Source organism: Colwellia sp. MB02u-14, from assembly GCF_014076915.1.
In the GTDB taxonomy this organism is placed as follows: Bacteria; Pseudomonadota; Gammaproteobacteria; order Enterobacterales; family Alteromonadaceae; genus Colwellia_A.
This window is the reverse complement of sequence record NZ_JACGUX010000062.1, coordinates 188,820-208,614: the sequence shown is the minus strand read 5'-3', so window position 1 is coordinate 208,614 and position 19,795 is coordinate 188,820. Positions and strand designations below refer to the sequence as shown.

Annotated in this window: 16 protein-coding genes and 2 pseudogenes; 17 read left to right on the top strand and 1 reads right to left on the bottom strand. The window is 37.0% G+C overall.

The annotated features are described in order from the left end of the window. The first annotated feature begins 126 nt into the window (after positions 1-126). From H4J52_RS05795 to H4J52_RS05735, 14 genes are all read left to right on the top strand, one after another. Positions 127-465, top strand: a complete 339-nt coding sequence (locus tag H4J52_RS05795; RefSeq protein WP_182224360.1) for a hypothetical protein — start codon at positions 127-129, stop codon at positions 463-465. Positions 466-806: 341 nt separating this feature from the next. Further along, positions 807-1,115 (top strand): hypothetical protein, encoded by a 309-nt coding sequence (locus tag H4J52_RS05790; protein WP_182181134.1) that lies wholly within the window; start codon positions 807-809, stop codon positions 1,113-1,115. A 59-nt stretch (positions 1,116-1,174) separates the two neighbouring features. Next, the gene (locus tag H4J52_RS05785; RefSeq protein WP_182181133.1) at positions 1,175-1,525 is read left to right on the top strand and encodes a hypothetical protein; all 351 of its coding nucleotides are present in this window, start codon (positions 1,175-1,177) and stop codon (positions 1,523-1,525) included. A gap of 59 nt (positions 1,526-1,584) precedes the next feature. Continuing rightward, the gene (locus H4J52_RS05780; RefSeq protein ID WP_182181132.1) at positions 1,585-1,953 is read left to right on the top strand and encodes a hypothetical protein; all 369 of its coding nucleotides are present in this window, start codon (positions 1,585-1,587) and stop codon (positions 1,951-1,953) included. Positions 1,954-2,062: 109 nt separating this feature from the next. After that, a complete protein-coding gene (locus H4J52_RS05775) occupies positions 2,063-2,377 on the top strand; it encodes a hypothetical protein (RefSeq protein WP_182181131.1) in 315 nt (104 codons plus the stop codon). An 84-nt stretch (positions 2,378-2,461) separates the two neighbouring features. Continuing rightward, the gene (locus H4J52_RS05770; protein WP_182181130.1) at positions 2,462-2,602 is read left to right on the top strand and encodes a hypothetical protein; all 141 of its coding nucleotides are present in this window, start codon (positions 2,462-2,464) and stop codon (positions 2,600-2,602) included. Between the two features lie 90 nt (positions 2,603-2,692). Beyond that, positions 2,693-2,827, top strand: coding sequence for a hypothetical protein (locus tag H4J52_RS19915; protein WP_259367821.1), 135 nt, complete (start codon positions 2,693-2,695; stop codon positions 2,825-2,827). A 174-nt stretch (positions 2,828-3,001) separates the two neighbouring features. Continuing rightward, on the top strand, positions 3,002-3,334 hold the full coding sequence (locus H4J52_RS05765; protein ID WP_182181129.1) for a hypothetical protein: 333 nt from the start codon (positions 3,002-3,004) through the stop codon (positions 3,332-3,334). A gap of 971 nt (positions 3,335-4,305) precedes the next feature. Next, entirely contained in the window at positions 4,306-4,644 is a 339-nt protein-coding gene (locus tag H4J52_RS05760) for a hypothetical protein (RefSeq protein ID WP_182181128.1), read from the top strand. A 61-nt stretch (positions 4,645-4,705) separates the two neighbouring features. Then, entirely contained in the window at positions 4,706-5,059 is a 354-nt protein-coding gene (locus H4J52_RS05755) for a hypothetical protein (RefSeq protein WP_182181127.1), read from the top strand. Positions 5,060-5,085: 26 nt separating this feature from the next. Further along, positions 5,086-5,433 (top strand): hypothetical protein, encoded by a 348-nt coding sequence (locus tag H4J52_RS05750; RefSeq protein WP_182181126.1) that lies wholly within the window; start codon positions 5,086-5,088, stop codon positions 5,431-5,433. A 26-nt stretch (positions 5,434-5,459) separates the two neighbouring features. Further along, positions 5,460-5,813, top strand: coding sequence for a hypothetical protein (locus H4J52_RS05745; protein ID WP_182181125.1), 354 nt, complete (start codon positions 5,460-5,462; stop codon positions 5,811-5,813). Between the two features lie 203 nt (positions 5,814-6,016). Beyond that, the gene (locus H4J52_RS05740) at positions 6,017-13,054 is read left to right on the top strand and encodes an RHS repeat-associated core domain-containing protein (RefSeq protein WP_182224359.1); all 7,038 of its coding nucleotides are present in this window, start codon (positions 6,017-6,019) and stop codon (positions 13,052-13,054) included. A gap of 390 nt (positions 13,055-13,444) precedes the next feature. Next, positions 13,445-14,452: a transposase gene (locus H4J52_RS05735; protein ID WP_182224358.1), complete on the top strand. Its 1,008-nt coding sequence runs from the start codon at positions 13,445-13,447 to the stop codon at positions 14,450-14,452. 260 nt (positions 14,453-14,712) lie between these two features. Here H4J52_RS05735 and H4J52_RS05730 read toward each other — a convergent pair. Beyond that, positions 14,713-15,591, bottom strand: a pseudogene (locus tag H4J52_RS05730) (IS982 family transposase). A 261-nt stretch (positions 15,592-15,852) separates the two neighbouring features. Here H4J52_RS05730 and H4J52_RS05725 point away from each other — a divergent pair. The 3 genes and pseudogenes from H4J52_RS05725 to H4J52_RS05715 form a co-directional block, all read left to right on the top strand. Continuing rightward, positions 15,853-18,048: a fibronectin type III domain-containing protein gene (locus H4J52_RS05725; protein ID WP_182181122.1), complete on the top strand. Its 2,196-nt coding sequence runs from the start codon at positions 15,853-15,855 to the stop codon at positions 18,046-18,048. A gap of 156 nt (positions 18,049-18,204) precedes the next feature. Further along, on the top strand, positions 18,205-18,465 hold the full coding sequence (locus tag H4J52_RS05720) for a hypothetical protein (RefSeq protein ID WP_182224357.1): 261 nt from the start codon (positions 18,205-18,207) through the stop codon (positions 18,463-18,465). A 395-nt stretch (positions 18,466-18,860) separates the two neighbouring features. Continuing rightward, a pseudogene (locus H4J52_RS05715) lies at positions 18,861-19,779 on the top strand (IS3 family transposase); the annotation flags it as partial. Positions 19,780-19,795: the final 16 nt, after the last annotated feature.

The window sequence follows — 19,795 nt, the reverse complement described above, 5'->3', positions numbered from 1 at the left end:
CTCTACTGAGAAACATGCTAAATGTTTATTTAAACAACTTACATAGTAAAGTTGATTTTCAAATATCGATTTTTGATCATGTATATTGGTGTTATCTAATCGGTGTACTTTAGAAATTGAGGATTTATGAATTTTTTAAAATTGGGCTTAATGCTTATTGTACTGACTTACTCTGTGTCTTCTAACTCAAGACAGTGGTCGCCTTCAAGCAATATAAAAGTAACCTACGTACATAATGCTCATGGTGGTTACGGAGTATATCAATTGGATGATATGAGTACGAACCCGAGTAATTGTACATCACCAGTTTATTTTGTTTTGAGTAAAGCGAGTAACCCTGTGTTTGATGAAATTTATGCCTTAATGCTAGCTGCTCACATGTCGGGTAAGAAAGTTCAAGTGTGGACTTCAGGTTGTAGTCCACATAACCATATGGAAATTAAACATGCTCGAGTTGTTAATTAAAATGGCATACAACCATGTTTGTTCATTTAACCAACAATTTCAACCACTTTAGGTGGCATTGTTTTTACAGGGATATCCGTGATCAAATATATAGTACTTAATAAAATGGCCAGTGACACATAAGAATCATTCTTATTTGAAAAAATGCAATAACAAGAATAAAAAGAATAAAAAGAATAAAAAGGGACCCCCATGTTTTTGACTAAAATTTTTATACGTAAATGTAAGGTAAAGAGGTTAATTTTGATTAAATTATTTCTTATCGTTTAAAATTGGGTGTTTTGAAAAGCTAAACAACGTTGAAACGCTCCCTAATGGAGCGTTATATAAGGAAGTTTTAAGTGTTAAAAAAAATAATGTTAATCGGTCTTCTACTACTCAGTAATCAGGTTATGGCAAGTGGCAGTGGTTTGAAAATAAAAAGTGTTTTTTATTGTGCCTCAGATTTTTCCATGTTGATGAGCAATGGTGAGCGTTGGGTAGTTAGAAAGAGTGATGTTGGTGAGCAAAAACTAAATCACTTTATTTCAATGGCAATGTTTATGATTGCTGCTGATAAAACTACCGCGAATATTTTCCCTAAAGACCCTATTTCTTGGTGTGGTAATAACAACGTTAGACCTATCACTATTTTTAGTTTTAATAATTAATAAACTAGATAAAAACTTTTGCCAATTAATTTAAACCAAGTTTAGTAGGGTATCGAAAATTGAAAAAAGTTTTATTATTAACCACATTACTAACATCCTTTTCATCTATGGCAACTCACCATTGCATAGGTAATGTGAATTCAATTGCAGTCGCTGGAAACGGTAATATCCATGTAAATATAGGCTCGATTGGAGACGGAAACGTACTTTGTAATACAGGCGTTAAGTTAGGAGAGTATACGCCAGAGGCATGCAATTCAGCATTAAGTATGATATTGAGTGCAAAAATGGCAAAGAAAAAAATAAGACTGTATTTTAGGAATGATACCGATACATCTTGTACAAAAGGCAACTGGAAAAATTTTAGCTCAAGTGCTTATCAGCTTTATTATATAGGCTTGGAGGGCTAAGTTAAAAAGTAAAAAACATCAGAAATCTACAAAAAAAACATTATATTAAGAGATTCTACATGAACATATTTTACAGAACAGTTATAGGCTTAGGCATAGCGACTTTATTTACATTTACGGCGAATGCCGCAAATTCATTTGTTTGTACAGGTAAGATAACTACATTAGGCGTTCATAGCACAGATAGAGCTTTCTTGCGTTTAGAAGGAATGGCTGGTCCCGTTAATATCTGTAATTTAGGCAAGACGATTGGAACGGTTTATCCTGTTTCTGCAGAACAATGTAAAGTTGCATATAGTACTCTTTTAACGGCTTATTCTATGGGGAAATCAATTAGTGTACATTTTGATAACGTTTCTAGCTCTAATTGTTCTTCTGCTGGAGCCTGGGAAGTTGCAACCGCTCGCTGGGTACATCTCGACGGCTAAAATTAACCTTAATTAAATAAGCTACATTAGCTGGCGATACCCTTGTCTCGCTGATCATAACGACTATTAAAGTCATTATTAGGGCTATGAAGCTAGGTAAAGAGTACTGATGAAAAAATTAATATTAATAATGCTATTAATAATGTCTACTTCAGCTTTTGCCGATGTAGATTGTAAGGGAACAGTAAAGCTTGTTTTGGAATGGCCTCAACAATGCAACGGTAATTTAGCGTTCATGTTAGATGGTAATAAGAGCAATGGAAAATATGTTTGCACTATATCAAGTAAAAGTGAATCAATGGTTTTATCAGCCTTAATGTCGGGTAAAAGTATTAGTTTTCGAGTAAAGGTCTCTGGTGAAACATGTGAGAGTTTATCATCTCATTATTTAACCCCAATGTACTTACACGTGTTTTCGGAATAATAAATAGCAAAAAATAACAGGCACCCACTCAAACTTTAATCGTGTGTAATATTAATTAAAACCAGTTTACTAGAGTAACTAACAATGAAAAATATTTTACTATTAATCACACTTTTAACCTTCTTCTCATCATCAGTATTTGCTGGCTTTTGTGACAATAGAGGAGCAGCACAAAAGGTTAAAGATATTCATATGTTTAGTGGTTTTTGCTTAGATAAAAATTGAACCAGGTTAGATGCCAGTGCCGACGCTACAAATGCTACTTTAAGTAATATAGCGGCACTCGAGTTGAATGAATATGGGTAAAAAAACATTATGCCTTTATTGATTACTGCCTTGGCTGCAGATAAGTCGATACAACTATCATATTGTAAAGGCATAATCGGACATGGCTATATTGGCGCAGGTAACACCGTTGTTTTATTATCTTCAATTAAATTGATTAAGTAAGTATCAAAATAAATGACTAAAACGGAGACGGGAAATAACAAACATCCCTCTACTTTGAGAAATAACAGGCATCCATTCGAATTATTTAAAGTGTGCGTGTAGCAGTTTGCCGTGCAACTTAGAATAAAATAAATTTATCGAGTCAGTTTATTAAGCGAGGCTCATAGGAAATATATGAAAAGTTTAGCTTTAACCCTGATTTTATTCATTGGGTGTATTATGAATATTGCCCATGCTGAAATAGTAGCTGTGGGTGATGTAAAAATAACCGAAATATCAGCATACGATGATTATCAAGGTGGCATTATTAGAATTGAAATGACCAATGTGAACTCATCATGCCCTAATGGAGGTTACTTAAACCCAAACTCGGTAGGTTTTGATCGTCTCTATTCGCTTGCCATAGTTGCAGCAACAACTCAAAAAATTGCAAGGTTTCAACTCTATAATGACAAAATAATTGCGGGGCTTTGTGAAATAGATGCAATTCGATTGAATTTTAGTTAAATGGACAATTGCAAAGTATAGAGTGTATGGTGTGATATTTGATCTTTAAAGCCTATGTTACGGTTTTTACATTTCAGTTGAATAACAACATGTTATGCAAGAATAGTCACGTATAACATGGTGTTGAATTCGCTGTTCACTTATTAGTTAACGTAACGAATAAAAACTTTTTGCCTCGACTGAAATCCATTATACGATGCAGACACACTGTCACCATCAAAATGTAATTTACTAACTGGCTCTTTTGTTGCTCTAGCACTTAAGAATATCGCAAAAAGTGATTTGCATGTTTCTGGCCTCATGCACCTGCGACTGTCCATATTGTTTCGGATCACAGAAAAAAACAGGTGTATGCATGCTGCTTAACGTTTACCATTAACTGATTTTTTTCATGATAACCAACACTGTCAACCACCCCAGAGCAAATTAAACTAACAGCGTAACTGTTAAGTGAAAGCAATAATGAAGTTATAAATAATGTTTTTTAATTTTTTATTAATATGTAGTAAATGTAGTTAATATAATGTAAATTATGTAACAAAATAAATCTAGGCTTTGATTTGTTTGTCTAATATTAAATTTTCTATGTTGTCTCAAGGATTGAACTGTTGAAAGTATTATTCGTTATTATTTTATTCTGTTCATTTCAAGTCAACGCGAATAGCTCGTTTCCCTATGAAAAATTCAGTCAAATAATTCATTATAATTCTAAAATCGCAATGCCCAGCGTTGATGTGTCTACTAGAGATAATTTTGAAATAAAGTCTATATTGTTTAGCTCCCGCAGATTGTTCCTTTGACCAAATATATGCTGCTATTCTCGCTTCGTATTATATCGTTACCTTCTTGGTAGTTGGCTTATTCGTTGTAACAGTCGATATAGAGCACCTATTTCAACGCGTCTATATTAAACAAAAAAGCTCATGAAAAAAATTTTAAAATAAAGAGTAAAACACTTTAAAGGAATAAATATGAAACTGAAAATTAGTCTGTTCACCTTATTACTGTCAATAAGTACCTTAAGCGAAGCTGCTTTTAATTGTACTGTTGGTCTTTCAAGAATTCTTGTCTATGGCAATGGTTCGGTGAATGTTCTTCACCAAGGAAGAAATGATTTCACTGTTATATGTAGTCTAAATGAAGCTAGGCAAGGCGTCAGTATTACCACCTGTGCAATGTGGACAAGCATGTTACAAAATATAAAAAAGGAGGGTAATAAAGCTATTTTTTATTATCCTGGCTCAGGCACTTGTGCAGCATTACCTACTTACGGTAATACACCTGCGCCCGTTTATATTGGAGTTGTTTAAATTATAGCTGTTTAAGTTGTGTCTTAAATTTTTAATAAATAAGTAAAGAGTAGCGTAATTAATGAATTTTTTTATAAAAATAGCCTTACTGTTTTCGTTAGTAACTTTTTCTAACTATGGTTTTTCAGGCACCGATCTGGTTGGAAAAGTTGAACGAATACAAATTAATGGCGATGGCATGTTATGGATAAAGCTCTCAGAGCCAAGGTTCGATGAGTTCTGTAAAGTCGGTTGGTACGGTTTTAATGTGTATATTCCTCAGTCAGACAAAAACTATCCCTACTATTACGGGTTAATTACCACAGCCTTAACAAATGACCACTATGTACGGATTTCAAATATTAGTCATTTCGATGGTACTAAAGCTTGCGATATTACCCAAACGGGTTATGGCATTGTACTGTTAAAAAGCTAAATAAATTATACGTTGAAGGTATAACCATGAAATACAAACGGTTGGTTTTTTTATTTATTGCATTGCCATTTTTTGCGGCTAGTGCTGCGAATGAACAAACAACAACAGCAAGCAAGATCATTAAAGAAATTAGAATTCAAGACACAGGTACGAGTGCTACTTATTACTTTGTGCCAGAAAACGGTACATGGCAAGCACCAGGTTGTGAAAATGCAATATATGCCTATTTAGATAAAAGTTCACCTGCGGCGAGTGCAGCCTTGTCGGCTGCATTAACATCGAAAGCAAGTAAGTTGCCGATTGTTTTCCATGGATTATGTGGAAGTGGTACAGGCAATATGGCCTATATCCGCATTAACTATATTCAATTTTAATCAGACTATTATTTAGGAAAGATATAATGAAATATTTTAAATTCCTTGCTGCACTTTTATTCTTAATCGTATCACAAACCAGTATTGCTGGATGGTTGGATACTTCAGGAAAAGTGACAGGTATTGTTACCTATATGGGGAAAGAAACAATTTTGGTTACTTTATCATCCCCTGGCGTTAATGTAGCGGAATGTCTTAGTAAGAACACTTTTGCAATAAGTTCTGCAATGTCAGCAGAGGGCCGCTCAAGAATGTATGCAATGTTACTTTCTGCTCAAGCAACAGGGAGAAATATAACCGTTAGTTATAATGAAGCCGGTAGCTGTGAAGCTTGGGGTGCCAATCAGAATGTTTACCGTCGTATTGTACGGTTAAGATGATATTTTTTAACGTGCTTATGCAACGTTGTTTATTAAGTATCTATGTAAATTATAAAAAATAATAATATGTCATATTTACTTTTTGTTGGTAGATGTGGGATTAATAATTTGACTGTAAACTAAATTTTTATAGCTTAATCCTCAAATTCAGCTGTAGTAGATTTATTACTCTTTAAATAATAAAAATATAAGGAATGTGTTTCATGAGAGGAATTTCTCTTAAAATATTAACGATGCTTACCATGTTTTATTCACTTGATAACCAAGCAGATACAACTTGGATCCCAATCAGTGTAGGAGATATTACAACATTCATTCCTTATACACCCACAGGCACTTTTGCTGCGCCAGCCAATGTTCATATATCTGAAAATAACGGAATATCAACAATATCGTGGGGTGATGTAGAGCATGCTAGTCAATATGAAATTCAAGCACTAAATTCCGCAGGGCAGTGGGTCAGCATTTTAATCACTGATGAATTATCCACGATTATTGATAGTCGCTTTTCCGGTTATACGAGCATTAGAGTCATGGCGTGTACCTATAACTCTTGTTCAAGCACAGGTGGTTGGAGTGGCCAAATCAATTTAAACGTTGAACCCAATGTTGAAAGAAATGTTGCACAACCACTAGCCCCTTCCTTAGCTGCGATACCACCTATTGATGCACTTCACGATGCTCGTATTGGTTTAACGCCAGGCAGTTTTAAAGTAGATGAGTCAGGTGCTGCAATTTATAACATACCCGTAAAGTTACCAGCAGGCATTGCCAATGTAACCCCAAGTTTATCGCTCAATTATAACTCTGGAAGTGGCAACGGTAGTTTAGGAATGGGGTGGAACCTTAGTGGTCTATCTGCAATTTCACGATGTCGACAAACACAAGAACAAGACAATGATATTGGCACTATTTCATTATCAAATGATGATCGTTTCTGCCTCAATGGCCAAAAACTATTAGCTGTTAGTGGTAATTACGGCGAGCCTGAAACTGAATATAGAACAGAAGTTGACAGCCAAGTTAGAGTTATTTCTAAAGGTAACTCTGGTGATGGACCTGCGTATTTCACCGTAGAGCGGGTAGATGGCTCTATTAGTTATTATGGTGGCCAAGATATTTCTGCTGCAAGAACGGACAGTCTTCATCTTAGTGCTAATGGCACAGCCTTCACTTGGTTTATTGCCAGTACCAGTGACAATTTCAAAAACATCGATAATTCAGTTTTCTTTTACTACAATACCGAAGCAGACGGTTTTGGTAAGAATGAAGTTGTTATAGATAAAATTGAGTATAGTAATAATAAAATAGAATTTAACTACCGAAGTGGGTTAGATCGCACTGATCAAGCTTATGGTTATATGCAGGGTGAAAAAGTAGAAGCCACGGCACTATTAGACGATATAGCTGTTTACAATCACTTTAGTACAACTTCCGCTATTCAAAGCTACCATTTAACGTATGAAAATGATGCTATAACCAATGTATATCGCGTTAAAGAAATTCAAGAATGTAATGGCATCGCGAGCGGCACGTGTTTACCAGCCACAGTGTTTGATTGGCATAATCAAACAAGTGCAAGTTCAGGAGCTATGGCTCCGAATAAGAGCCTTGATTTAGGCTCAGATACTCTTAAAGTAAGTGTCCCGTTTGATCTCGATGGCGATGGTTTTAATGACCTAGCGTATATCGTAGAGACTAGAGGGCATTACGACTTGTATATCAGCTACAACAACCAAGGTACGCTTCAACCACCCTCTCGCTTAGATTCATTTTCACTTAATAATGGTGTGCAGCCGAGCATAACGCCGTTAGATATTGACGGTGACAGTAAAATGGAAATTATTTATCCTCGAGGCTCTGCTAGCTTAAATAGGTGGGTTTCATACGACCTTGATGATGCAATAATTTCTACTATCCAAGATGATCGCACCGGCATAGACAGAACTACCACAAACTATATTAAGTATTTAGGGCCAAACATCTCGCAAACAGGTACTGACGTGATGTTTAACGATATAGATGCTGATGGTGACGCCGACATGGTATACCGACATAACGGTACAAACTATATTGTTAAAAATAGCTATGGAGATTTTGGTTCAGCAGTACCTGTCAACATATCTATGACTGGTGTCAGGTACAGTTCAAGCTCTATTGGCTCATTGTCGGTTTCTTCGCTTGTGTCTCATTTACCGCCTACTGACTTTAATGGCGATGGTCGTGCCGATGCTATTTTTAGAATTAGAGGTCAGGCTCAAGTAGGCTGTGGCGTGCAAAGTTATTATTTTTTGGCCGCCTTTGAATTAGTTGAAAATAATGGCACTTACAGTTACCAACTTGTTGAAAATATAGCTGATTCATATAGTAACTCGGCAAGTACTGAACATGGTGGTTTATTCACCAGCGACATCAATAGTGATGGACTTAGTGATATTCTGCATAAAAGTAGTAGTGAATATAAATTACTCCTTGCAACAGGTGCTGGCTTTGCTGATTCTGTAATCAATATTGCTCTGAAAGACAGTAACGGAGTCACTGTTAATAATGACGACATACAAAGTATGCAGTTTGTTGATGTAAATAAAGATGGTCAAGCAGACATTTTATATTTTAATAAAAAGGATGCTGAATGGCGTGTGCATCATCAGCAAGCAACAGTGTTCGGTGCTAGCGAATTATTATTTGAAGAGTCAAATTTTGACTCGAATACAGACAGCACGTTGGTTGGTGACTGGAATGGTGACGGTAGGCTTGATACTGCTAAAATTGATTACAGCAGTAAAACTTTTTACTATCGTAGTAATTCCGATTGGTACTTCACCGGTCATTACCCTAATTTTGAAAGGCAATGGACGAACCAACCGGGTAACCGTATTCACACTATCACCAATGGTTTTGGTTTAAAAACTTATATCGAATATGATCTTCTCACCAATGATGAGTTCTATACCAAAGCAGATAACGCTGAAGATTTAACCGACTATGGTAATGGCTCACCCATTTATGACATTATCTCACCAAGCTATTTAGTGAGTACGGTTACCTCAGATGCCCCTGGTTATAATACCTCGACTAATTTGTATGAATCAAATAATCAAGTTAGCGTAAGTTATAAATATCAAGGTTTACGTGTACAAGCAGGCGGTCGTGGTAGTTTAGGTTTTGAAAAACTCACCAGTTATGATCATCAGACAAATGTTACAACCGATACGGTATATCAGCAAAACTTCCCTTATATTGGCATGCCGAAGGCGACATTAAGTTACTTTGGTGAACCGCAGCTAAATGCATTAAATATTAATGGCACAACATCGGTAGCGACAAGCCAGCGCATTAAATATGCAATAAATAGTTATGGTGAAAAATGGTTAGAATCATCGACTATTGTCTTTCCATATTTAGACGTTAGTACGGAATACCAGTACAGCCTTAACGATGCAGGTACCGCTACAGCTAAAATAGCACAAGTTAATACTGATCATACTTATCAAGTGTATAGCGATAATCATGCAAATTTACAAACGATAGCGGTAACCACAAAAAATTCATACAATACGACTCTGTCAACAGTAACGACAACTAATACTTATGCGGATGAAAATGTAAGTAATTGGTGGTTAGGTCGCGTATCGAACACCTCTGTTACCCATAATCGCCCATCAGCGCATCCAGTAGCTCAAAGAGTTATCACGCGAAACTCGTCATTCGAATATCATGGCACAAGTGGTATGTTGAGTCTTGAAACCGTTAACTTAGGTGGCTCTGAAGCGTTAAGTACTTTGCATTGCTATGACACAAAGGGCAATGAAATAAAGACCATCGCATATGCCAATGTGGGTAGTGTTAGCTGTAGTAGTGCGCATATTGAAACAGAAAGTGCCGGGACTAACGGGTTAAATAACCGCGTGTTCCGCCGTGCTTTAACTACATATGATGCTAATGGTCGTTATGTTATTTCTAAAGGTAACGATAAGTTTGCGGCGCTAAGTACTATCAATAGTCGTAATAATCGTGGGCAAGTAACCCGAACAACAGACATAAATGGTGTAGTTACTAACATTGGTTATGATGATTTTGGCAATCAGTATTATACCGGTAATAGCTTAGGGCAATGGAGTAAAAAAACACTTCATAACTATCTTGATTTCAGCTGGTCGGGTACATCAACATTACTTTATACGCAATACACCACCTCATCAGATAAGCCAAGAGTCACCAGCCATTTTAATACCAGTGGTTTAGCCGTTAGTACTGAAAAAGTTGGCTTTGACGGTACCATTGTCAAACAGAGTGTTATTTACGACGCTTACGGCAGAGCCGTAAAACAAAGCATGCCTTACTATACGGGCGCAACACAGTATTGGAATATTACCTATTTCGATGTTTTTGGTCGTGTGCAATCATCTGACACCGCAGCAGGTACCGCTAATGGTACATCAAATACAGTGGTCTATAATGGCTTAACGGTGACAACAACCGTTAACACCAACGATAGTCATAACGTCTCACAAAGTCGTATTGAAACTAAAAGTGTTTTAGGTGAAAGCACCAGTGTGCAAGATGCTGCTGGCATTATTCAATTCAAATACAACGCGGTTGGCAATTTAACAAAAGTTATTGGTGTAGATAACACAATTATCGAAACAACATATGATAATTATGGCCGAAAAATTGCCATGAACGACCCCGACAAAGGTAATTGGAGCTATAGCTATAATAATTTAGGCGAGTTAATAAGCCAAACAAGCGCTAATGGCTTTATCACCAAGTTCTATCGAGACAGTATTGGTAGAACAGTATTGCGTGCAGTTACGGGTAATAATGTTACAGATTATACCGACTATAGCTATTTTGCTTCACATTTGTTGCAATCGGAAAGTGATGGTAATCAAATCAAACAGTATTTCTATGATGCCTTTGGGCGAGTGGATATTGTTAGAACAACCTTTGACAATGTGACTTACAGTCAACAAGTTACCTATGATGAAAAAGGGCGATTATTTCAAAGTTTTGAAGCAGACAGCTCGAGCTTACAAGGCTGTGTAAACAATAGCAGTGCCGTTGGTAATTGTTGGGGCGTACAAAACCACTACAATACTTATGGTTACCTTGAAAAACAACTGGAATCAAGAAATGGCGCCAGTGCTAATGCTAAAGTGTATTACCAAGTAACAGCCATGGATGCCCTAGGCAATGTTACCCACTTTAATCAAAGCGACAACTTAACCTCTTCAATTAAAGGTTTTAACCAAGCGAATGGTTTTATTAGCACCATTAATACACAAAGCAATGGTATTGCTATTCAAAGTAATGCTTATACATTTGACGGCCTAGGTAATTTACGCAGTCGCGAAAATGATACCCTTAAAACAGGTACATTAGGGCAACTAGAAACTTTTGATTATGACGATATCAATCGCTTAACAGATATTAATGATGTTGAAAAAGTCAGGTATGCGGCAAATGGCAACATACTGTGGAAGTATGATGTGGGTAATTATTGCTATAACTCAGCTCGGCCGCATGCAGTTAGTGGCATAGGCAGTGCAGGTTGTACTACGCAAAGTTATCAATATGATCCTAATGGTAATATGACCTCTGGTAGAGGTCGAACGATTGATTACAGTCATTTTGACAAGCCCGTAAATATTAACAACAACGAAGGTAGTACTCAGTTTACCTATGGCACCGACCGTAAGCGCTTTAAACGTGTAACAACCGAAGAGGTTGATGGTATCGACGTGACAACGACAACGTATTACCTTGGTAGTGTTGAAGTGGTCAGTAAATCTAACTCGTCAGTGATCACTACGCGCCGTAACTTACCCGGTGCAATTGAGCTAAGACGTAGTAACGGTACCCGTGAAATTAGCTACTTACATAAAGACCACTTGGGTAGTATTGACACTATTTCAGACGCTAATGGCGACATTAAACAAAAACTGTATTTTGATGCTTGGGGTAAAAAGCAAGTTATTAATACGGGGAACTATGTCGCCAACTTAGGATCATTTAATACGATAACCTTAACGCAGTTACTTGATATTACGCCAAGAGGCTTTACCGGGCATGAATCTGTAGATCATGCTGATATTATTCATATGAACGGTCGGATCTATGATCCAACGTTGGGTAGGTTCTTGCAGGCTGACCCGTTAATACAAGCACCAGATAATAGCCAAAGCTATAACCGTTATTCTTATGTGTTTAATAACCCCTTAAAATATACTGATCCTAGTGGTTACAGTGCATGGACTAATTTCAGGGATAAAGTATTAAAACCGTTTGCTGGTGTGATTGTTGGTTTAGCGTTAGGAATGGTTTGTGGTCCTAATTGTGCTTATGGCGCCATGATCGCTATCGGTGGTTTTGCGGGAGCTACCAGTGCAGCAGTTAATGGGGGGAATATAGGTAGGGGAGCCTTGATTGGAGCCTTTAGTGCTGCGGCATTTGGTGCTATAGGTCAAAACTATCTTCCGGGTACTACCGAGAATATATTTGGCAATGCGCTTGTCGGTGGAATACTTTCTGATCTACAAGGAGGTAACTTTGGACATGGTTTCTTAGCCGCTGGCTTTGCTGCCGCAGCAAAACCAGCAATATATGATAAATTCGGTTATTCTCCAGATAATGCAGGGGCGAGGGTGGTAACTGCTGCGGTCATCGGTGGAACAGCTTCTGTTATTTCAGGCGGTAAGTTTACTAACGGTGCTGTAACGGCTGCTTTCTCTCAAATGTTTAATGGTGAAAGCTATGCGAAAAGAAAATGGGGGGAGATACAAAAATTTGCTTCATTCATGGCTGACAGAGTAATGTCAGGGCAAGTTAGAGATGATATTTTTGATTACGGCAAAAATGTATTCGGGTTTGTTGAAGGACTGGCAAAAGGTGGGGCTTCCGTTTTTAGAGGGGTATATCGAGCTGGGTATCAAGGTCGAAGGGAGTTTGATAATAATCCAATCGTTCAAGAACATATTTTAATTGAAAATAAGGCATTCTCTTTAGCTGCTGACGTATATTGGAATGATGATGTTATTAGAGGGCAGGTAAATTCTGCCGTAGTGAACCATATGTTATCAAGCACGAATAATTTTGGGTTTGTTATTGGGCGAACTATAACAGGGGTCGTTACTGGAGGCGGACTAATTGCTTTACCTGGAGATATTATGCACGCGGGTGACCAAGGGGTTAGTACAGCAGAAGGTTTTGCACGTTCAATTGCATTTGGTAATAAATAATGAATAAGTTGGTATTGTTTGGTACGGTGATGGGAATAGCTCTTTTTACTTTTATGTTTAAAGAGTGGTTTCTATTTTATTTTATTTCTGCGTTCTTTTTATATCCTATTTATTCATTTGTGAGTAAAAGGACTGATATTCCCAGCAATGTTTTCAGAGGCGTTTGTATCGGGTATTTAGTGTCATTTTTTTTTGGGATTATTCTGCATTTTATGAAATAAAGGAAAAAACAACAAAAAATAACAGACACCCACTCAAAAAATAAAAGTAAATAAAAGGGGTCGGTGACACTTGATAATAGAAATAAAAAGGGACACCCCCAAATTAGATTGATTAAAAAGGTCAACTAGGCTTAGTATATTGTTTGATTTTTAATTAATAGGTTAAGCCATGACCCGCGCCAAAAAAGAGCAAGTTTGTTTAGATGCTACGCCTTACTATCACTGTATTTGTCGCTGTGTACGTAGGGCGTTTTTATGTGGTGATGATAAGTTCACAGGTCAGAACTTTGACCATCGTAAGCAGTGGGTGGTTGATAAAATAACCACGCTTTCAACTATTTTTACTATTGATGTTTGTGCATATGCCGTAATGAGTAACCATTACCACTTAGTCTTGAAAGTTGATAAAGATAAAGCGGATAGCTTAAGTGATTATGATGTAGTGATGCGTTGGAAGCAGCTATTTAATGGTCATATTATGGTTGACCGTTGGCTAACCAACAAAGCAACCACTCAAGCAGAAAAAGACAAAACACTTGAACTTATTCAGGTATGGCGAGCACGCTTATATGATTTAGGTTGGTACATGCGTTGTTTAAACGAAAGCATTGCCGTACAAGCAAATAAAGAAGATAACTGCAAAGGGCGTTTTTGGGAAGGTCGGTTTAAGTCCCAAGCATTACTTGATGAAACGGCATTATTGTCTTGCATGGTGTATGTTGATTTAAACCCAATTCGCGCTGCTATTGCAGAGACACCTGAAAACTCTGATTTCACTTCCATTCAACAACGGCTAAAAACGGTTGCTAAAGCAGGGATAAAAGAAAGTAAACAAGCACAGCCTGATAATATATTACCATTTACTTATTATCAGCCACACAGTAAGCAACAAATAGGTTTACCGTTTAAACTCATTGATTACTTTCAATTGGTGGAATGGACAGGGCGATGTATTCGAGAAGATAAACGAGGGTCTATCCCTGCTCATATTAAACCTATATTTGAACGATTTATGGTGAATGAGCAAGATTGGCTTGAAACAATAACCGCATTTAATCGGCATTTTATTCACGCCGCAGGTAGCCCAGTAAATATGGCCAAATGGGCTGTTTCTACCCATCGAAAATGGTGTGCCACTCATCGAACGTTAAAATTATATAAAAATGTAGAACATTAACCCTAAATTTTTATGTGAAAGCCGAAGGTATTAATTGTTCAGACAATAACTTGAGCAAATCTGTTTTTATAGTGTTGAACATAAAATGCTTTTGAACTTTTTATGCAATGTTGTCCAAATTCAGTTGACTGAATATGGAAAGAGTTGAACGTAAAGTAATACGAACATAGAGGCGTTACTAGTTTAATGATGAATGTCTGAAATAGTGAAAGTAGTCTTATTTTAAATATAACCTGAGATCTGTTTAAGAGAGACGCTTTCTAAACAGCCATCAATCCAAATTCACTCGCTGATAATTTAATACGTGGCTTTTGCTTCTCTAAGCAATAGGCCACTATGCCTGAAATTACATTTAACATGAAACCTGTCTCACTTCGGTAGCGACTATGCCAACTTGTGAAATATTTTTTAGCTGGTCATTTATTGTTTCAATTATGTATATCTTTGATAGCATTGCTCTATCAAATAGGGACATTGCCTTAGTCTTAATATTTCTCCGAACGGTAGTTACTAAATCGATATCACTTTCAGCTAATTTTTCACTGAGATTGTACCTATATATCCTTTATCTGCATAAAGCTTTCCTTTAAGGTTTTTGCATAACTCAGGGATTGGCGTTCTATCATTTGTATTACCAGGTGTTATCTTCAGAGAAATAATTTCACCTATGTGGTTAATCAATAAATGTAGCTTAAAACCGTAAAACCAACCCATGGTTCGTTTTCCTCATTTGGCTATACCATTAAAGGCCCTATTACGTGGGATACGAATGTTGTGACATACTTTCAGGCTTGTAGAATCGACAAAGGCAATGCCTGTGGGCTTTCCTTTAACCGTTTGAAAATAAGCGCACATAGGAATAATTAACGCGGACATTTTATGTAAGAAACGCGTATAGCTTAACAAGGTAGGGAAGTCTTCTCGCCAATATCGTTGAACTAATCCCATATAGAAGTTCTTGAAATCCCTATGGTTTGATTGATGAAAAGCAATAACAATAGACAGACATTTACTCGTCGTCATCTTTGATTGGCGCCTTCGCTTCTTAGTCCCATTTGCGATTAACTCGGCTTCCCATACAGGTAAAAATTTATGAAAAAATCATCGACATCACAAAATATATCTATTAACTTATTCATCTGCCCACCTTTGTTGCTTTTAAATCGTTTTTAGTCGAAAGTTCTGATCGCGAGGTGGGCAATTAATTTAATTTTTATCCATTTCTCAGGTTAATTAACAATTTATTGAATAAAATGTAAATAGTTAGTTACAATTTATATGGAGTTATATATCATGCTTGGAAATTTATGTGTTTAAGTCGTTAGGGATGATGACGAAAAACAAATTTTCATTATTTAACCTTTCACTTTTGTCCCTATTTACTAACTCCTAGGGATTACATGCCTCAGTTATTTACTTTTTTTTCGATAATTTTAAAATTAAAAATCATTGCTTTAATGGTGTTAACGCTGTGCGGAAAGGCATTTGCGGCGTATCCAAGTACACCTAACCTTTCAGTTCCAAGTAATGATAGTGATGGTGGTTATACTGTTTCATGGCAGCCAATTACATCAGCTACTCGTTATGAATTGATGGGTGAGTTAAGCGGCACAATATATGCCGGTACTGGTTTATCATTAAGTAGAAATAAACCTAATGGAACTTACTATTATAAAATTAGAGCTTGTAATGCCAATGGCTGTAGTGCTTTTTCGATAAAGAAAGGTATTACCGTTAATATTCCACCTGTGCCATCAACGCCCTCAATGCCAAAGGCTTCTATTGCAAATGGTAATAATATAACTGTTTCATGGATTGCCACAGCTAATACACAACATTATTATCGTCAGGTGAGTATTAATAATGGCGCATGGCAAAATAGAAATAAGTATACGTTTAACACTGTACTGTTATCTAATCAGCAAGTGAGAAGCTATCGTTACAGAGTACAAGCGTGTAACATTAATGACACATGTTCTAGCTACTCCTCTGCTTCTAAATCGATATCTGTTTTACCCGAACCATCAGTTCCATCAAAGCCAAATGCCTCTATCGCAAATGGTCATGATATAACTGTTTCGTGGAACGCCACGGCTAATACGAGTCATTATTATCGTCAAGTGAGTGTTAATGGTGGTGCTTGGCAAAATAGAAATCGATATAACACTACGAGTATATTGCTTTTAGATCAGGAAGCTAGAAGTTATCGCTATCGTGTACAGGCTTGTAACTCCGATGAAATCTGTTCTGATTATTCTCCTGCATCAGATACGGTTACAGCAGCCCCAAAAAAACCAGAAGCTACAGTGATAAATGGCAATGAGATAAGGGTTTCATGGGTTGCAAATGCAAATCATTACTATCGACAGGTGAGTATAAATAATGGTGAGTGGCAAAATAAAACTCGATATGCCACTACCAGTATCCTGCTATTAGATCAGCAAGAGAGAAGTTATCGTTATCGTGTACAAGCTTGTAACCCTAATGACATTTGCTCTGATTATTCGAAGGCATCAGACCAAGTAACTATTGTCGGTCCAAAACCTATAGCGACAGTAACAAATGGCAATGAGATACGAGTTTCGTGGGAGTCATCTCCAGATGGTGAGTATTACACTAGAGAAGTAAATATAAATGGGGCCGGCTGGCAGAATGCTACTGACTTTACAACAAAGACTGCAGTGTTCATGCACCAACAGGCTCGAACCTACGAGTACCGCGTAAGAGTCTGTTACAGTCTTAATGATTGTTCACCTTATTCGCTAGCATCGGAGCCGGTTACGGCCGCGCCCCCCAAACCGCTTGCAACTATCTCAAATGGTAACGATATCACTGTTTCTTGGATTGCTGATGCACATCACTATTATCGACAGGTAAGTATCAATGAAGGGGCGTGGCAAAATAGAAATCGATATGAAACCAACAGTGTTGTCCTTGTAGATCAGCAAGCGAGAAGTTACCGTTACCGTGTTCAAGCGTGCAGCCTTGATGAGGTTTGTTCTGATTATTCATTGGCATCAGAGCCAGTGAAATCGGAACAATTAGCTATAATATATCAACTTGATTGTACGGATGATGTTGATTGTTTAGAAAAAAATAACTATTACATGCTTTATGATAACAAGTATTATCAGCTGAATTTAAATGCTGAAAAAGCCAACGTTATAGAAATGACCGCAGAAGAATGGGCAAGTTTAGGTAAGCTAGTGAAAAGTGTTTTTAAGGCGGCGATATGCGGTGCAGATACCATATGTGAAAAGTATCATGCCAATAATTTTTTAACAGTCGATGACTCTATTGTTTATCAAGCAGATGATAATAATTTTTATTTTACTTACCACGAAAAAATATTGCATTACAGTGTACTAAATGGTCAGAGAAGTCTTGTTGTAAGCACCCAAACGTGGGATAAACTTTCAGAACAGTTTACTTTAATCGAGAGCGGGTTGAAGCTTTTAAATAATGAAGTCGTAACAGGTGAACAAGAATACCTACAGTTAATTAGTGTCGATACAAGGGAGGTGTTTTCGTTTGAACATATTGATAGTAATTATGAACATGTTAATAGAAAGATTATCTTTGTAACTGATGAGTAGAGTGAAAAAAATGCTGCAAAGCATTCAAAATAACAATATAACATTTGCCAGTAGCATTAGGTGCTAAGGAATGCATAACATGACCGTAATAACCCAGCTATAATTCTTTATATTACGTTGCTTTTTTCTGCACTAAGTCATGCAGAAACAACATGGGTGCCTATAAATGTAGGTGACATAACAACCTTTATTCCTTATGTGCCTAGCTCCGGGCTAACAGCACCAAATAATGTGCAAATAACAGAAAGTAACGGTGAGTCGGTTATCTCTTGGGGTAACGTTGAGCATGCCAGCCAATATGATATTCAAGCACTAAATTCATCGGGTGTGTGGGTTAGTATATTAATAACCGATGCACTTTCAGTGGTGTTAGATGGGGTTCTTAGTTGGGTAATATATGGAAAAAACCAACCCTGATCTAGACTCCTCACCAACGGAGCCAGAGAAGGTAGATGAAGCATATTTATCCTTTAGTTTTAGAATCGAATTCAGTCTTAATCTCTATTTTAAGTGATTTTAATTGTCCAACTATAGTTGGTTGATAATAAACTTATGGTACAACTACTTGTTTAAGGTAGTAAAATTTTATTTATTATACTGATAATATTTGAATATTAATAGTTGAGCGAAGTGGAAAGTATTAAACCAAGTTTACAAGAATTAGATAAGTGGTTGAGGGTCAAGTGGTATGTACTAGGTGTACCTTGACGTGGTCTAATGGATTCGACTACCTAGTTAAGAGATAATAATCTTAACTGGAGATCGAAAATGACAAAACGTAAAAATATTCAAAAGAATTCAAACCTGATGCTATCGCTTTAGTCGTTGAGCAAAACTATAGCCAGGCAGAAGCCTCAAGAAACTAAGGTGTTAATCCTAATATGCTAGGTCGTTGGATCAAAGAAGCTGACAATGAGGATGGTCATGCTTTTCGTGGTAACGGGAAATTAACACCCGAGCAAGAAGAAATCCGCAACCTAAAAGCGTAAGTTAAACGTTTAGAAATGGAGCGTGAGATCCTAAAAAAGCGACGGTCTTCTTTGCCAAAGAAACGAAGTAAAATATTCGTTCATTGCCCAACATAAGAAGATCTGGCCTGTGGTAGTAATGTGTCACGTACTGGGTGTTAAAAGTAATAAACTCTATAGCTTTCAAAAGCGTAAAGTAAGTGCCGCTGATGATCTAACCCATCAAGAAATGATTGCGTTGATCAAAGATATTGCTAAATTCAGTGACAATACTTATGGCGCTAGGCGGATTAAAAAAGTACTCAATACATTAAGCTTTCCGGTTAGTCGACGTAAAACGGCTCAACTCATGAAAGAAGCGAACGTTTGGGTTCGTTATAAAAAGAAATACAAGGCAACAACGAACAGCGACCATAACAAACCCATTTATCAAAATGAGTTAAAGCAAAACTTTGCTGTTGAAGCGCCAGATAAAGCGTGGGTAGGTGATATCACCTACGTTTGGACATCAGAAGGTTGGCTATATTTATGTGTGGTGATTGACTTATATTCACGAAAAATCGTGGGTTGGAGCATGGGATCAAGAATGAAAGCGCAGCTTGTTTGTGATGCATTAACAATGGCTATTTGGCAACGACAACCTAAAGCAGGGTTAATAGTTCATTCAGATCAAGGCGTTCAGTATGCCAGTCATCAATATCGTCGATTGCTCAAATTAAATGGGTTTATTGGTAGTATGAGTAAAAAAGGGTGTTGCTGGGATACTCAGTCTATAATTT

Coding starts and splice junctions, on each gene's coding strand:
- H4J52_RS05795 (WP_182224360.1), top strand. CDS start 127: ATGAATTTTTTAAAATTGGGCTTAATGCTTATTGTACTGACTTACTCT.
- H4J52_RS05780 (WP_182181132.1), top strand. CDS start 1,585: ATGAACATATTTTACAGAACAGTTATAGGCTTAGGCATAGCGACTTTA.
- H4J52_RS05775 (WP_182181131.1), top strand. CDS start 2,063: ATGAAAAAATTAATATTAATAATGCTATTAATAATGTCTACTTCAGCT.
- H4J52_RS05770 (WP_182181130.1), top strand. CDS start 2,462: ATGAAAAATATTTTACTATTAATCACACTTTTAACCTTCTTCTCATCA.
- H4J52_RS19915 (WP_259367821.1), top strand. CDS start 2,693: ATGCCTTTATTGATTACTGCCTTGGCTGCAGATAAGTCGATACAACTA.
- H4J52_RS05765 (WP_182181129.1), top strand. CDS start 3,002: ATGAAAAGTTTAGCTTTAACCCTGATTTTATTCATTGGGTGTATTATG.
- H4J52_RS05760 (WP_182181128.1), top strand. CDS start 4,306: ATGAAACTGAAAATTAGTCTGTTCACCTTATTACTGTCAATAAGTACC.
- H4J52_RS05755 (WP_182181127.1), top strand. CDS start 4,706: ATGAATTTTTTTATAAAAATAGCCTTACTGTTTTCGTTAGTAACTTTT.
- H4J52_RS05750 (WP_182181126.1), top strand. CDS start 5,086: ATGAAATACAAACGGTTGGTTTTTTTATTTATTGCATTGCCATTTTTT.
- H4J52_RS05745 (WP_182181125.1), top strand. CDS start 5,460: ATGAAATATTTTAAATTCCTTGCTGCACTTTTATTCTTAATCGTATCA.
- H4J52_RS05740 (WP_182224359.1), top strand. CDS start 6,017: ATGAGAGGAATTTCTCTTAAAATATTAACGATGCTTACCATGTTTTAT.
- H4J52_RS05735 (WP_182224358.1), top strand. CDS start 13,445: ATGACCCGCGCCAAAAAAGAGCAAGTTTGTTTAGATGCTACGCCTTAC.
- H4J52_RS05725 (WP_182181122.1), top strand. CDS start 15,853: ATGCCTCAGTTATTTACTTTTTTTTCGATAATTTTAAAATTAAAAATC.